This is a genomic window from Caballeronia arationis (genome assembly GCF_001544975.2).
GTDB classification, from domain to species: Bacteria; Pseudomonadota; Gammaproteobacteria; order Burkholderiales; family Burkholderiaceae; genus Caballeronia; species Caballeronia arationis.
This window is the reverse complement of sequence record NZ_FCOG02000002.1, coordinates 22783-37013: the sequence shown is the minus strand read 5'-3', so window position 1 is coordinate 37013 and position 14231 is coordinate 22783. Positions and strand designations below refer to the sequence as shown.

Sequence of the window (14231 nt, the reverse complement as noted above, 5' to 3'; positions counted from 1 at the left end):
GCCCTTCCACCAACCCGTCAACGCCGGAGACATGACGATGAACATTCGCTTCGATCCCGAGATGACGGCGGCTTCCGCCGTCATCGAACCGCCCGATCGCACGCTTGCCGCATGGCGGCCGGACCTCGTGCCCGACGCGCTCCTGCCCGCGCTCGCCGAACTGTTTTGCAGCGAGACGGATCGTCAGAGTGCGACGCTCGCGATGCCGTTCGCAAGCGCCGACACCAAGGCCATCGACGCGTTCGTCGCGCGTGCGAAGGCCGAAGGCGTGATCGATCAGGCCGGGCCGCACGACGGCCGACTGCTGCTCACGATCTCGCGCAGGACCTTCTGGCAACTGCCGCGCCCGTGGCTCAGGTCGCGCGCGTCGGGCGACACGCCGCTGCATTACACCGAGACGAACGGACGGCGTCATCCCGTGCGGCCGGACAACGCCGAGGGCACGATCTACGAGCGCTTCTTTCCGCAGATCGGGATGACATTCAGCTTGCGCACCGCCGATCCGGAAGCGGACGCCGACGTCTTCAGCGAGTGGCAGAATCTCGATCGCGTCGCGTACTTCTGGGATCAGAAGGGTACGCGCGCCGAGCACAAGGCTTATCTGGCCGAGCGTCGCGACGACCCGCACATGCATCCGATGCTCGGCTATTTCGACGATAACCCCTTCGGCTATTTCGAGTTCTACTGGGCGAAGGAAGACCGTCTCGGCCCGTTCTACGACGCGGGCGATTTCGATCGCGGCCTGCATCTTCTGATCGGCGATCCGCAATTCCAGAGCGCGGGCAAGCTCAGGGCATGGTGGAGTGGCGTGCTGCACTATATGTTCGTCGACGATCCGCGCACCGAGCGACTCGTCGGCGAACCGCGCGTCGATCACGTGCGGCACATCGCGTACATGCACCGCATGGGCTTCCATACGCTCAAGGAATTCGACTTCCCGCACAAGCGCGCAGCGCTCACCGTGATCGAACGCGAGAAGTTCTTTAGCGATTTCAGGTTCTGATGCGTCAGACCGACCACGCCACCGATGCCGCATAACCCGGTGGCGCGGCAAGCGTGGCGGTCTGAAAGAATGCGTCGCCGATGGCGATGCCTTCGCGCGGCGTGCCCAGCGTCGAAAAATGCTGCATGCCGTCCGTCAGCCCGACGCCATGGGCCTTCAAAGTCGCTTCCTTCGTCACCCAGATATCGTAGAACGCCGCGGTCTGCGCGGCGCGTCCGAGTCGCTCGATATGCGCGCGTTCGCCGGGACTCAGCGCGATGTCCGCGATCGTGCGCCAGTCGAAACCGGCTATGCACTGTTCGATATCCACGCCGACTCGCCTTCCCGATGCCACCGCGATCAGTCCATGCGCGCCTGAGTGAGAGACGTTGAAGTCGAGGGGCGGTTCTTGCGCGCTTTCGCTTGCGTGCCTTAGCGCCGGGCGACGGTTCTGAGCTTCGACGAGCGCCACGTCGGCTGCCGCCATGCCCGTCACCTTGGCCAGGATCTCGCGCAATACCGCGCGGACGGCGGCGAAACGCAAGGCATCCTCACTTCGATGAAACGACCGCGCGCGCAAACGTTCGGTGTCCGAGAGAGACGGAAAATTCGATTCGTCGAATGGAACGTTGAGCGTCATGTCGATGCGCCACAAGGAAAGCTCCGGAGGGCAGCATGACGGCAACGGCAAGGAATGGAACGAGGTCATCGATTGCGCTTTCGGAAGTCGTGAAACCCGAACGATTATGCCGCTCCCCGACTCGCCGCCGGCTTCGACTGCGAGCATTGCTCCGTCTGACGTAGCGTTCCTGGAGTCTTCACTTCAAAGGGCGTGACGCATGTTTGCGTATGAATGCCGCTATCCGCGTGCTCAGCGAGGGATTGTCATTCCGATGACTATCCTTGCCTTAGGACGACGCCTTGCGCGCACGATTGCGCAGTCGTAAGCGTAGTCGATGGACAAGAATGGCTGCCGTTCGCTCAACGGCAGCTTGTTCGTTCAAACGCGAATCGGCCAGTGCCGAAACGCAGATTGTCTTGCGGGGGATGCTCCCGGCAAGACTTGACCACGCTACGTCAAGCAGCGGCAGCAGGCGCCTGTTCAACCGCTCCGTCTACTACCGGCTTTGCACGCGGGCGGCGTGTCGCCGTCTTGTTCGACGCGACACCTTTGCGTTTGGCTGCCGCCTTGACACCCGTCGAAGACTTCTTCGCCGCCGTCTTGCGACTCGCGGCTTGCGTCTTCTTCGCCGCGGCTTTCTTGGCCGCCGGCTTCCGGGCTGCGGGGGCCGCTTGCGCTGCCGCACCATCGATCAGGAACTTGGTGCGGTCCTTCACGTCCTTGATCCATGCAGGAGGACGCGCGTGCCCGCTCCAGGTCTCGCCGGTCTTGGGGTTCATGTACTTGGGCGGAAGCTTGCCCTGAACTTTGGCTTTCGCGGCCACGCCAGCCTTCTTGGATGCGGCCTTGCGTGTAACCTTGCCGGGCTTTCCATGCGCTTCGATGTCGGCGGTGGTCAAGCCATGGCGTTCCATCATTGCGCGGATGTCGTCGAGTACGGACTGAGCCTTCTTCGCAACGATGGTTTCCGCTTGCTTTTGCAGACGCGCAATTCGTTGGTAAAGCTGATCGAGTGTGGCCATATTCATCTCCTAAAGAAGGTCTTGCTCGCACTATGCCATCTTTAGCGCATTTAGCGAAGACTTTGACCACATCGAACAAGCAAAGATGCTAAAAGCAGCGCGATTCGGCATGAAGCATCGTTGGTTTGCGTCGTCCGGGGTCTGGTTCTAAAACGGTAAGCGCTAGGAAAGGGCGTGCGAAAGCATTACCGGATTCGGCGGATCATATGACGCTAGAGGCATGCCTAACCATCCGCTGACGTATTGAAGTGAACCGCTTATTCATTCGCAGACTTATGCGGACATAACCAGACGCGACACGCTCATAACGATCAGGACGACGCGACGAACCTTGCGCATCATTGCCCGGCACTGTCACGGCCTCGACAACGACGGGCGGCGGCATTGCAGGAAGGCGCACCGGCGCCGAATGCGTTTGGGCGCTATTATTTCGCTGTGGACAGATTCGACGCGAGGCGTCCGGGTGGGCCGGCGCCGGTCGGCAGACATGAAGCGCGATCATGGAAAGCACACTTACGGCAGAGGCAAGCGTCTCGTCAGACGGAAAAATGGTCGTTTTCATGGCGGTCGCGCACGGCGAGACGGTCCAGTGCGCGATCACGCGGGACGCGCTCGAGGAGCATTTCTGGACGCCCGTCGGCGCGCCAGACGCCCGGCTCCTGAAGGCCTACATGGACGGGCGCAAACGCATTGCGGCGGCCGTCGAGCGAAAAATGCTGCGCGACAAACGTGCGCCGATCGTGCTTCACGCAAGCGACTTCTCGCACTAAGGCGCATCGGACCGTTGCCGCGTCGGTCAAGTGCCCCAAGCGGCGCGGCATGCGTTTGCCTGACAATCAACCGGCAATCAGCCTGCTCGCACGCAGGCCTTCAGCGCTTCGATCAGATCGCGCGGGTCATACGGCTTGCGCAACTGCTGCGCGCCTTCGAGCGCCTGCCGCTGTCCGGGCGCCAACGCCAGATCCCGACCGCTGAGGAAGATCACGCCGAGCGTCGAATCGAGCTGGCGTGCCGCGATTGCGAGATCGATTCCCGAGGCGCTGCCGAGCCCGATGTCGGTCAGCATCACGTCGATGGCCTGACTACCCAGAATGCGCATTGCTTCGGTCTCCGAGTTGGCCTCGACGATGTTCAGCCCGAAGGTCGCGAGCAACTCGGCGGTGCTCGCGCGCACGAGGTCGTCGTCCTCGACGAGCAGGATGCGCAGCCCACGCAGGCTTTCGGGCACGCCAAGTGCGCCTCCTTGCCCTTCCGCGTCCGCCCCGGGCGACGCCGCCGCCAGTCGCTGATCCGTAATCGTCAGCACGTGCCGCACCTTGCGCGCGAGCGCTTCATGCGTATAGGGCTTGCTGAGCAACTCGATACCCTCGTCGAGCCGCCCTGAATGCACGATGGCGTTGTCCGTATAGCCCGACGTAAACAGCACGGCGACCGTCGGCAGCCGCTCGCGCGTCTTGCGCGCGAGTTCGGTGCTGCGCAGCGGCCCGGGCATCACGACATCGGTGAACAGCAGATCGATCGGCACGCCGCTTTCGACGATTGCAAGCGCGCTCTGCGCATCTTTCGCCCGCAGCACGCGGTAGCCGAGGTCCGACAGCAATTCGACGACGGTCGTACGCACTTCCTCGTCGTCCTCCACGACGAGGATCGTTTCCGTGCCTCCCTTCGCGGGGCCGGCGTCGACATTCGTCTCCAGGTCTTCCTCCTGGCGCACGCGCGGCAGGTAGATGCGGATCGTCGTGCCGTGACCGGGCTCGCTGTAGACCTTCACGTGCCCGCCCGACTGCTTCACGAAGCCGTACACCATCGAGAGCCCGAGGCCGGTGCCCTGGCCCTCGGGCTTGGTCGTGAAGAACGGCTCGAACACGCGCTCGCGCACTTCCGGCGACATGCCCGAGCCCGTATCCGTGACGGCCACCATCACATACTGGCCGGGGATCACGTCGGCGTTGCGTGTCGCGTAGGCGTCGTCGAGCGCGGCGTTGCCTGCCTCGATCGTCAGACGCCCGTGGCCGCTCATCGCGTCGCGGGCATTGATCGCGAGATTGAGCAGCGCGTTCTCGACCTGGAACGGATCGACGAGCGTATTCCACAGGCCGCCCGAGACGATCGTCTCGATTTCGATGCCGTCGCCGAGCGCGCGGCGGAACATGTCGTCGAGGCCGCGCACGAAGCGCCCGAGATTCACGACCTTCGGCGCGAGCGGCTGGCGCCTGCCGAACGCGAGCAGTTGCGACGCGAGATTCGCGCCGCGCGCCACGCCCGCGAGCGCGTTGCGCACGCGCTGCTCGGGCTTGTCCGATCCCGCGACGTCCTTCGCGAGCAGTTGCAGGTTCCCGCCGATCACCTGCAGCAGATTGTTGAAATCGTGCGCGACGCCGCCCGTGAGCTTGCCGATCGCTTCCATCTTCTGCGCCATGCGCAGCGCCTCTTCGGCGTGACGCAGCGCTTCGGTGGTTTCGCGATCGGACGTGACATCGCGTCCGACGCCGTGGATGCGCTCCGTGGAAGGATCGATCGACAGCGTCCACGCGACCCAGCGCCACGAATGATCGATGCGGCGCAGGCGGCTTTCGTGGCGCACCGGTGAGCCGTTCGCGCGCAGCCGTTCGAGATGCTCGCGTACCGCGGGGATATCGTCGGGATGCACGAGATCGAGATAGGAGCGCGTGAGCAGCCACGACGGGTTGTGTCCGAGCAAACGTGACCAGGACGGGCTCACGCGTTGCAGCCTGCCGTCGAGGCCTGAGACGACGAGCAGATCCTCGCTCAGTTCCCAGAGGCGGTCGCGATCCGCGACGGCTTCGATCACGCGGCGCTCGAGCGTCTCGTTCAGATCGCGCAGCGCGTCCTGCGTCTTCGCGCGTTCGGCGATCTCGCTTTGCGCGGCCTGATAGAGACGCGCATTGTCGATCGCGATTGCGGCCTGCGCGGCTATCCCGACGATGATCCGTTCCGCGCGCTCGGTGAATATTCCGGGCTGCGGATGGCCGAAGAAGAGGCCGCCCAGCACTTCGCCGTTGCGCGAGATGACCGGTGCGGCGAGATAGCTGCGCACCGCGAGATGCCCGTGCGGCATGCCGCGATGCGGCGCGTTGTGGCCGTAGCGCGGGTCTTTCGTGATGTCGTCGGAGCGTACGATGCCGGCGCCTTCGAACGTCGGCGCGAAGACGGCCGTGTTGCGCGGCATCGGAAACTTCGAGAAGGCGTCCTTCGGCACGCCCGAGAGCGTGTACAGCATGTAGCTGCCGCCTGCTTCGTCGAGCACGTTGTAGAAGAACGAACCGAACGCGGCGCCGGTCAGCTCGGTCGCGGCATCGGTGACGATCTGCACGGCGCGGCTCAGATCGAGTTCGGCGGCCACTGCCTGACCCACGCGATTCAGCACTTCGAGCGTGCGCGACTCCTCGCGCAGCTTTTGCTCCGTTTCGCGTCGCAGCCGCGCCAGTTGCAGATTGCTCGCGACGCGCGCGAGCAGTTCGCGCGCGGAGAAGGGTTTCGTCAGATAGTCGTCGGCGCCGGATTCGAGGCCGCCCACGCGCGCTTCCTCGCCCGCCCGCGCCGACAGCAGCAGAACCGGCGTGTCGCGCAGCTGCGCGTCCGCGCGCAGTTCGCGCAAGAGGCCGAATCCGTCGAGGCGCGGCATCATCACGTCCGACACGATGATTTCCGGCTGCGTCGCGCGCGCGGCATCAAGCGCCGCCTGCCCATCGACGGCGACTTCGACCCGATGACCCGCCGCGCTCAGAATGCGCTTCATGTAATCGCGCAGGTCGGCGTTGTCGTCGACGACCAGCACCCGCGCGGGCGCCGCCTCGTCGGCTTGCGCGGCCGCGACGGCGTCCTCTGCGAAACTTTCGGCGGCTTCCGGGTTCCACCGCGCGGGCGGCCCGAGCCGCGCCCTGCGGCAGCGTGACGGAGAAGCGCGACCCGCCGCCGGGCCGGCTCTCGACGCCGATCGTGCCGCCATGCAGCCGCACCAGCTCCTGCACCATCGCGAGCCCGATGCCGCTGCCTTCGACCGAGCGCCCTTTCGCGCCTGCGACGCGGTGAAAGCGCTCGAAGAGTCGCGGCAGTTCGTCCTCCGCGACGCCGATGCCCGTATCCGTCACGCTCACTTCGACGCCGCCTTCGGCTGTCTTCCTCATGGCGACCGTGATCGCGCCAGCGAACGTGAACTTGTACGCGTTCGAGAGCAGGTTCATCACGACCTTTTCCCACATCTCGCGATCCAGGTCGACGATGGGGCGGCCGCCTTCGTCATCGAGATCGATCACGAGCTGCATGCCCGCCGACTCGATCGCCGAACGAAAGAGCGACGCGAGATCGGCGGTGAACGCGCCGATGTCGGTAGGCTGCTTGTTGATCTGCATGCGGCCCGCTTCGATGCGCGAGAAGTCGAGCAGCGCGTTGACGAGCTTCAGCAGCCGCAAGCCGTTGCGATGCGTAAGCTCGACCAGTTCGCGATCCGTGTCGCCGGGCACCTCCGGCTTCGCGAGCAGTTCTTCGAGCGGACCGAGCATCAGCGTGAGCGGCGTACGGAATTCGTGGCTGATGTTGGAAAAGAACGCGGTCTTCGCGCGGTCCATTTCCGAGAGCGCTTCGGCGCGGCGCCGCTCTTCCTCGTACGCGTGCGCATAGCCGATCGCCGCGCCGATCTGGCCGGCGACGAGGTTCATGAATGCGCGGTAGCCGTCGTCGAAGAGGCGGCACGGGTTGAGCGCGGCGATCAGCACGCCCGCGCGACCCGTCTCGCCGGCGGCAAGGATCGGCAGCACGAGAGCCTGGCGCGGCGGGATGGTCCAGGCGCCGGTCGGAAGAGCGGGGCCGAACTTTGCCGCGAGATCGTCGACGAGCACCGGGGCCTGGGTGCTCAACGCTTCGTCGAACGGCCAGGGCGACGCGGCGCTCGCCTGCATCGTCGCGGGCGCCGCAGGATGGTCCGTGCCGATGCCGCAGGCGCAGACGAGCGAGACCTGCGCTTCGCCCGGTTCGGCGGTGTAGAGCAGCGCAAAGGGCAGGTCGTGCGCATTGGTCGCGAGCGCGCGGGTGGCGAGCGAGCACGCCTCGCGCCACGTGTGCGCGTCGGGCGTCGATGCGGCGAGTTCGCGCAGCAGCATCAGCTGCCGTTCGCCGAGGACGCGCGCCGTGTCGTCGCTGTTCGCGCAGATGATGCCGCCGATGCTGCCGTCGTCGTCGGGAATCGGGCTGTAGGAGAACGTGTAGTACGTCTCTTCGGGAAAGCCGTTGCGCTCCATGATGAGGAGCTTCTGTTCGACGAACGTGCCTTCGACACCCGTCAGCGCCGTCGCGAGCAGTGGCGCGATGTCGGGCCAGATCTCGCGCCAGACGACTTCGGTCGGCTGGCCGAGCGCAACCGGGTGCTTGCCGCCGATGATCGACTTGTAAGGGTCGTTATAGAAGAAGATGAGTTCGCGGCCCCAGCCGATCCAGATCGGCTGGCGCGAGGTCAGCATGATGCGGATGGCCGTCTTCAGGCTTTGCGGCCAAGTCTCGGGGCTGCCGAGCGGCGTCGCGTTCCAGTCGTGCGCGCGCATCAGCGCGCCCATCTCGCCGCCGCCCGCGAGAAAGCTCGCGGTGACGCCGGCGGATCCCGCGTCCCCCATCAGGTTATCTGGTTTCATTAACGCGTTTCTCCTCGACACGCTTGGCGCTGCTGCCGTCCCGGACCACTCGCTCGAACGTAACGGCCGCGCTGCCCCGAACGCGGCCGGCCCGTGACGGCCGAACTTCGGAATTCTCGCACGGAGCAAATGGAGCGTGTGACGGGCCGATCATTCGGATCGGCCCAAATCGCCGTGTCAAGGTTTTGTCGGAATGAGCCGTGGAGCGCTGGCTGAGCGCCCCATTCAGGTGCGCAACGGGAACGTGCTTTGCGTGATTGTCGGAAGGCTTCAGGAGAAACCCGATGACTTACGAAACGGAACACCTGCATGCGCTCGATTCGCGTTGTGAACCTTTCATACTCGACCGGAACGGCTGGGTGCCGAACAACCGGCGTTTGCCGGTGCTGCTTTACCGCGGCGTCATCGACGGCGGCAAACCCGACGGCGCCGAGCGCTTCGAGGCGTTGTTCGCCCGCAACGGCTGGCCTCCGCAGTGGCGCGACAGCGTTTTCGACTATCACCACTATCATTCGACCGCGCACGAGGCGCTCGGAATCGCTACCGGGCGTGCGCAACTCATCGTCGGCGGGCCGGGCGGGCGGATCATCGGCGTACAGGCGGGCGATGCGCTCGTGTTACCCGCCGGGACCGGCCACTGCCTGCTCGCGAGCGAAGGCCGCTTTCAGGTAGTGGGCGCCTATCCGCCTGGACAACAGTGGGACATCCGACGCGATGCGCTCGACGACAGCGAACTTCGCAGAATGGAAGCGCTGCCGCTTCCGAAGAGCGATCCGGTGGGTGGGGCAGAGGGGGAAGTGACGCGGCTTTGGGGGTAAAAAAAGCGCTCGCCGATATGGCGAGCGCTTTGCCGGAGGCTGGACGAATCGCCTACCGCGGCGCCGACCATCCCTTATAACTTCCGATATTCTCGCGCGTGATAAGCGTCGACGGCATTTGGATCATCGGATCGGCCGGCTTCTTGCCGTTCATGATCTGGTAGCCCACTTCCACGGCTGTCTGCGCCATCTTCCACGGGTCCTGGCTCGCCGACGCCTGAATCAGCGTGTCGCTCTTGAGCGCCGTTTCGATGTCGGGCGCGCCGTCCACCGACGTGATCACCATATCCTTGCGATGCAGTTGCTTGGCCGCCAGATCGCTGCCCACCGCCTGCGGATCGTTGATCGCGAACAGGCCGTCGATTTTCGGGAAGCGTGTGAGATAGCCCTGCATCGCGTTCATGCCGCCTTCGCGCGAGCCTTTCGCGTCCTGGTCGTCGGAGAGGATCTTGATCCCCGGCGACTTCGCGAGCACTTCCTTGCAGCCCTTCACGCGGTCGATCACGGCGGATACCTGCGGGCCGTTTTCGATGATCACATTGCCCTTGCCGTTGATCTTCTTCGACAGGAAGTCGCACGCCAGCTGCCCGGCCTGCACGTTGTTGGTTTGTACGGTCGCATCGGCGCCGGCTGCGGCCACGTCGACGGCCACCACGACGATGCCCGCCGCACGCGCTTTCTTCACCGCCGGCTCAATCGCCTTCGGGTCGGCGGCGTTCAGCAGGATGATGTCGACGTGCGCAGAGATGAAGTTGTCGATCTGCGTGAACTGCTTGTTCATGTCGTAGTCCGCCGACACCGCCTGCACCTTCACGTTTGGATTGATCTGCTTAGCCTTCGCTTCCGCGCCCTTCGAGATGGTCACGAAGTACGGATTGCCGAGCGAGCCGACCGTGATGCCGACCGACTTCAGTTCCTTGTCGGCCGCCTGCGCCGCGGGAACGGCGAGGCCGCACGAGAGGGCCAGCGCGATGCTCGCATATGCGACTTTTTGCTTGAACATTTTTATGTCTCCAGGTGGTCCATTGGTGTTGGCGGGAACAAGCGGACCTGCATGTTCCCGCACGCCGTCGTGCAGAGAAAACGATTGGATTACGTGCGTGCCGAGCCGCGCTGGCGATAGCGGTCGAGTGCCACCGCGCCGATGATCACGAGGCCCTTGATGATGTATTGCCAGATGTCCGACACGCCGAGCAGCACGAGGCCGTTGGTCAGCACCGCGATGATCAGCGCGCCGACCAGCGTGCCGACGATCGAACCGACACCGCCCACGAAGCTCGTGCCGCCGAGAATGACCGCGGCGATCGCATCGAGTTCGTACGACTGGCCGAGCTGCAGGCCGTTCGCCGCATAGAGCCGCGCCGCCGACATCACCGCGCCCAGTCCGGCAAGCACGCCCGATGCCGCATAGACGAACATCTGGATGCCCCACACCTTGATGCCCGAGAGGCGCGCTGCTTCCGGATTGCCGCCGACCGAGTAGATGCGCAGGCCGAGCACCGTGCGTCGCAGGATGAACCACGACACGATCACCACGGCGATCGCGATGATCACGAGCCAGGGCACGCCCAGCACCGTGTCGTTGCCGATGAACGCGAACGAGAGTTGCGGGTTGAAGATGGTCGTATCGTGGCCGATGAGACGCGCGATGCCGCGGACCGCAGTCAGCGATCCGAGCGTGACGATGAACGGCGGCAGCCGCAAGAGCGCGATCAGCGCGCCATTGATGAGGCCGAACACGAGACCCACACCGAGCGCCGCCGGAATGCCGAGCAAGCCCCAGCCCGGAATGTTCGACGCGATGAGCGCGGTCACCGCGGACGCCGCCAGCACCGAGCCGACGGACAAGTCGATGCCGCCCGTCAGGATCACGAAGGTCATGCCGGCCGCGAGCACGACGTTGATCGCGGCCTGCTGCGCGACGATCGACACGTTCTGCAGGCTGAAGAAGCCATCGGTCACGACGCCGAACGCGATGCACAGCAGGATCAGCACTGGCAGCATGCCGGCCGTGCGCATCAGTGTCTGCATGCGCTCCTTGTGCTCGATGCGGGATTGCCGCTGGGCCGGGCTCTGTCCCTTCACGATGCCGGGTGCGTCGCTCTCATGCTTGATGGTCTTGCTCATGTCGTCCTCCGGATATGTCTCTGTGAGCTGCTGTGTGTGTGTCTTGCGATATCTGAATCAGGCCGCCTCGCCGAGCGCCGGGCGTGACCCGGTGGCGAGCTCGATGATCGCTTCCTGCGAGATCGGTTTGCCGGTGTAGCCGCCGAGTTCGCCGGCCAGTTCACCTTCGCGCATGACGAGCACGCGGTCCGCGGTGCCGATCACTTCGGGCAGTTCGCTCGAAATGATGATGATGCCGACGCCGGTCTTCGCCAGCTCGTTGATGATTCGGTAGATCTCCGACTTCGCGCCAATGTCGACGCCGCGCGTCGGTTCGTCGAGGATCAGCACGCGCGGCTTGGTTTCGAGCAGCCGCGAGAGCAGCACCTTCTGCTGGTTGCCGCCCGAGAGCGCGCCCGCGTTGACCTTCGGGCTAGGCACGCGGATCGTCAGCGAGGAAATCGCGTCGCGTGCACGCGTCGCGCCTCGTGCGAGATCGAGCACGCCCATGCGCGCGTCGCGTCCTGCGACCGACACGTTGATGTTGTCGCGCACGCTCATGTCGAGAAAGAGTCCCTGGCCCTTGCGGTCTTCGGTGAGATAGACGAGGCCGGCTTCGATCGAGTCGCGCGGCGTGCGCGGGTTGAGCTTCTTGCCGTCGACGGTGATCTCGCCGCGCGTGCGCGGCTCCGCGCCGTAGATGAGCCGCGCGAGTTCGGTGCGCCCGGCGCCGACCAGTCCGGCGATGCCGAGCACTTCGCCCGAATGCAGGTCGAGGCTGCAGCCGCGTACGCGGCCCGCATCGGCGACGTCGCGCACCTGCAACACGACCTTGCCCGGATCGTAGGGCGCGTGTTCCTTCTTGTAGAAGCCGGAGATGTCGCGTCCGACCATCATCTTCACGAGGCTTTCCGCCGACAGGTCCGCACGCTCCAGCGTGCCGACGTAGCCACCGTCGCGCAGCACCGACACGCGGTCGGACAGTTCATAGATCTCCGCCATCCGGTGACTGATGTAGATGATCGCGAGGCCTTCCTTGCGCAACTGGCGGATCAGCTCGAAGAGGCGGTCGGTTTCGCGCGACGAGAGCGGCGTGGTCGGTTCGTCCATCACGAGGATGCGCGCCTGCGCATGCACCGCCCGGGCAATCTCGACGAGCTGCTGCTCCGCGATCGACAGGTCGCCGACGAGCGTATGCGGCTTGAACGAGGCGCCGAGGCGCTTGAGCACTTCCTCGCAGCCGCGCTCCATCGCGGGCCGGTCGACGAGGCCGAAGCCGCTCCGCAGTTCGCGTCCTGCGTGGATGTTTTCCGCCACGGACAGATTCGGCGCGAGGCTCAGTTCCTGATAGATCACCGCGATGCCGAGGTCTTTCGCGGCGAGCGGCCCGTCGATCACGACCGTCTTGCCTTCGATCAGAATCTGCCCGCCCGGGTCGGCCTGATAGGCGCCCGACAGGATCTTCATCAGCGTCGATTTGCCGGCGCCGTTTTCGCCCATCAGCGAATGCACTTCGCCGGGGTGCACCGTGAGACGCACGTTGTCGAGCGCGCGGACCCCCGGGAACGTCTTGCTGATGCCGCGCATTTCGAGCAGCACGGGCCTCGACTCAGGACTGGACATGACTCACCTCGTTCGTATGGGCGCCGGCGCCCTTGAGAATCCCCGCGCGCGGAGAAAAGTTGAAGAACATCGGCAGCGTCGCCGCGCCGATCGCGCCCGCATCGCGGCCGAACGAGCCGCGTGCGAGCACCGGCAGGCCGCGCGATTCGGGCGCGTTGGCCGCCATCGTGCCGCGCAGACGTTCGATCAGCGTGTCTAGCAGGCCCGCGTCCACGTCGGCGTCGAGCACGACCACCGGCACGTCGAGAACACAGAGCATCGAGCGCAGCGCCGGGGCGAGGGCGTCGACGCAATCGTCGATCCACTCGTCGACCGCAGGCACGCGACGCGCGATGCACGCTTCGAGATCGGCACGCGTTTCGACCGGCTCGCCGCGAAAGCGCAAGTGCCGTGCGAGCGCGTTCAGCGACGCGCGCGAGATCAAAATGTCCCATTGCTTCGACGGCTGCGGCGCCGACGGCAGGCGGCTCGGCGCGACGGGCATCACGCCGATGTCTCCCGCATTGCCGGACACGCCGCGCAGACAGTCGCCGTCGACCGCGATGCCTGCGCCGATCGCCGAGCCGAGGAACAGATAGATGAAGTCGTCGCAATGGCGGCCGTAGCCGTAGAACAGTTCGGCGATGGCGGCCGAGTTGCCGTCGTTCTCGTTGAACACCGGCAGCCCCAGCGCGCGGCCGAGTTCGGCCGGGAAGTTGATTTCGTCCCAGGCGCGGAAGGTATCCGTGGGCAGGCCGAGTTCCCGCAGCCAGCTGCCGAGATTGAAGGGTTGCGCGAGGCCGACGCCCGCGAGCCGCTCGCGTTCGCCCGGGCTCAGGTGCTGGAGCAATGTTTCGATGTCGCGCTGGAGGATCGCGAGGACTTCGTTCGGGTGCGGCAGCACCATGTCGTAGGAAGCGCGCGCCAGCACCGCACCGGTGAAATTGACGAGCACAGTTTCGAGACTCGTGCGGTTGAGCCGCACGCCGATGCCGAACGCACCGCGCGGGTCCAGCTTGATCAGCGAGGCGGGCTGGCCGCGCTGGCCGTCGAGACGCCGTCCCGAGAATTCGATCAGGCCGGCCTTGTTCAGCGACTCGATGATGCTGCCGACTGCCGTGCTGGTCAGGTTCGCGTGGCGCGCGAGGTCGGCTTTCGAGGCGGGCTCGGTGCGACGCAGCGCCTGCAGCAGCAGGCGCTCGTTGTAGCGGCGCACGTTGGCCGAGTTGCTGCCCTGGCCGATATGGGGGCTTCTCACGCGTCTCCTCCGGGTCTGGACCGTTGGCTTTCTGATTAATTAAATCAAGTTGATTTATTTAATACCACGGACGACCGCGCGTAAAGCAGGGAAATCCCCACGCGGGGCGGGCACGGAAGTTAATCGCGGACAAATTGCCTATTCGTGCGTTGAATGCCGCGCGCGGCTGACAAGAG

General features: G+C 65.2%; 9 protein-coding genes and 1 pseudogene. 3 read left to right on the top strand and 7 right to left on the bottom strand.

Going from position 1 to position 14231, the window contains the following annotated elements; all coding sequences use genetic code 11:
• The first annotated feature begins 37 nt into the window (after nucleotides 1–37).
• Nucleotides 38–1003, top strand: a complete 966-nt coding sequence (locus AWB81_RS01380) for a GNAT family N-acetyltransferase (protein WP_087134752.1) — start codon at nucleotides 38–40, stop codon at nucleotides 1001–1003.
• 4 nt (nucleotides 1004–1007) lie between these two features.
• Here the strand turns inward: AWB81_RS01380 and AWB81_RS01375 are convergent, their stop codons facing one another.
• Together AWB81_RS01375 and AWB81_RS01370 are read right to left on the bottom strand one after the other, a co-directional pair.
• A complete protein-coding gene (locus AWB81_RS01375; protein ID WP_327371267.1) occupies nucleotides 1008–1637 on the bottom strand; it encodes a 4'-phosphopantetheinyl transferase family protein in 630 nt (209 codons plus the stop codon).
• 422 nt (nucleotides 1638–2059) lie between these two features.
• On the bottom strand, nucleotides 2060–2626 hold the full coding sequence (locus AWB81_RS01370; RefSeq protein WP_062632108.1) for an H-NS histone family protein: 567 nt from the start codon (nucleotides 2624–2626) through the stop codon (nucleotides 2060–2062).
• A 500-nt stretch (nucleotides 2627–3126) separates the two neighbouring features.
• Between AWB81_RS01370 and AWB81_RS01365 the strand changes: the two genes are divergently transcribed.
• Complete coding sequence (locus AWB81_RS01365) at nucleotides 3127–3396, top strand: DUF1488 family protein (protein WP_062632107.1); 270 nt, start codon at nucleotides 3127–3129, stop codon at nucleotides 3394–3396.
• A gap of 77 nt (nucleotides 3397–3473) precedes the next feature.
• Here AWB81_RS01365 and AWB81_RS01360 read toward each other — a convergent pair.
• A pseudogene (locus AWB81_RS01360) lies at nucleotides 3474–8271 on the bottom strand (response regulator).
• A 284-nt stretch (nucleotides 8272–8555) separates the two neighbouring features.
• On the opposite strand from AWB81_RS01360, the gene AWB81_RS01355 reads away from it, so the two are divergent.
• Entirely contained in the window at nucleotides 8556–9089 is a 534-nt protein-coding gene (locus AWB81_RS01355) for a cupin (protein WP_062632106.1), read from the top strand.
• Nucleotides 9090–9141: 52 nt separating this feature from the next.
• Here AWB81_RS01355 and AWB81_RS01350 read toward each other — a convergent pair whose 3' ends face one another.
• The 4 genes from AWB81_RS01350 to AWB81_RS01335 form a co-directional block, all read right to left on the bottom strand.
• Nucleotides 9142–10092 (bottom strand): ABC transporter substrate-binding protein, encoded by a 951-nt coding sequence (locus AWB81_RS01350; RefSeq protein WP_062632105.1) that lies wholly within the window; start codon nucleotides 10090–10092, stop codon nucleotides 9142–9144.
• An 89-nt stretch (nucleotides 10093–10181) separates the two neighbouring features.
• Nucleotides 10182–11216: an ABC transporter permease subunit gene (locus tag AWB81_RS01345; protein WP_087134732.1), complete on the bottom strand. Its 1035-nt coding sequence runs from the start codon at nucleotides 11214–11216 to the stop codon at nucleotides 10182–10184.
• A gap of 57 nt (nucleotides 11217–11273) precedes the next feature.
• On the bottom strand, nucleotides 11274–12818 hold the full coding sequence (locus AWB81_RS01340; RefSeq protein ID WP_087134730.1) for a sugar ABC transporter ATP-binding protein: 1545 nt from the start codon (nucleotides 12816–12818) through the stop codon (nucleotides 11274–11276).
• Entirely contained in the window at nucleotides 12805–14055 is a 1251-nt protein-coding gene (locus tag AWB81_RS01335; protein WP_062632104.1) for an ROK family transcriptional regulator, read from the bottom strand. The genes AWB81_RS01340 and AWB81_RS01335 overlap by 14 nt, the downstream gene beginning before the upstream one ends.
• Nucleotides 14056–14231: the final 176 nt, after the last annotated feature.

Coding starts and splice junctions, on each gene's coding strand:
- AWB81_RS01370 (WP_062632108.1), bottom strand. CDS start 2,626: ATGGCCACACTCGATCAGCTTTACCAACGAATTGCGCGTCTGCAAAAG.
- AWB81_RS01380 (WP_087134752.1), top strand. CDS start 38: ATGAACATTCGCTTCGATCCCGAGATGACGGCGGCTTCCGCCGTCATC.
- AWB81_RS01340 (WP_087134730.1), bottom strand. CDS start 12,818: ATGTCCAGTCCTGAGTCGAGGCCCGTGCTGCTCGAAATGCGCGGCATC.
- AWB81_RS01345 (WP_087134732.1), bottom strand. CDS start 11,216: ATGAGCAAGACCATCAAGCATGAGAGCGACGCACCCGGCATCGTGAAG.
- AWB81_RS01350 (WP_062632105.1), bottom strand. CDS start 10,092: ATGTTCAAGCAAAAAGTCGCATATGCGAGCATCGCGCTGGCCCTCTCG.
- AWB81_RS01365 (WP_062632107.1), top strand. CDS start 3,127: ATGGAAAGCACACTTACGGCAGAGGCAAGCGTCTCGTCAGACGGAAAA.
- AWB81_RS01355 (WP_062632106.1), top strand. CDS start 8,556: ATGACTTACGAAACGGAACACCTGCATGCGCTCGATTCGCGTTGTGAA.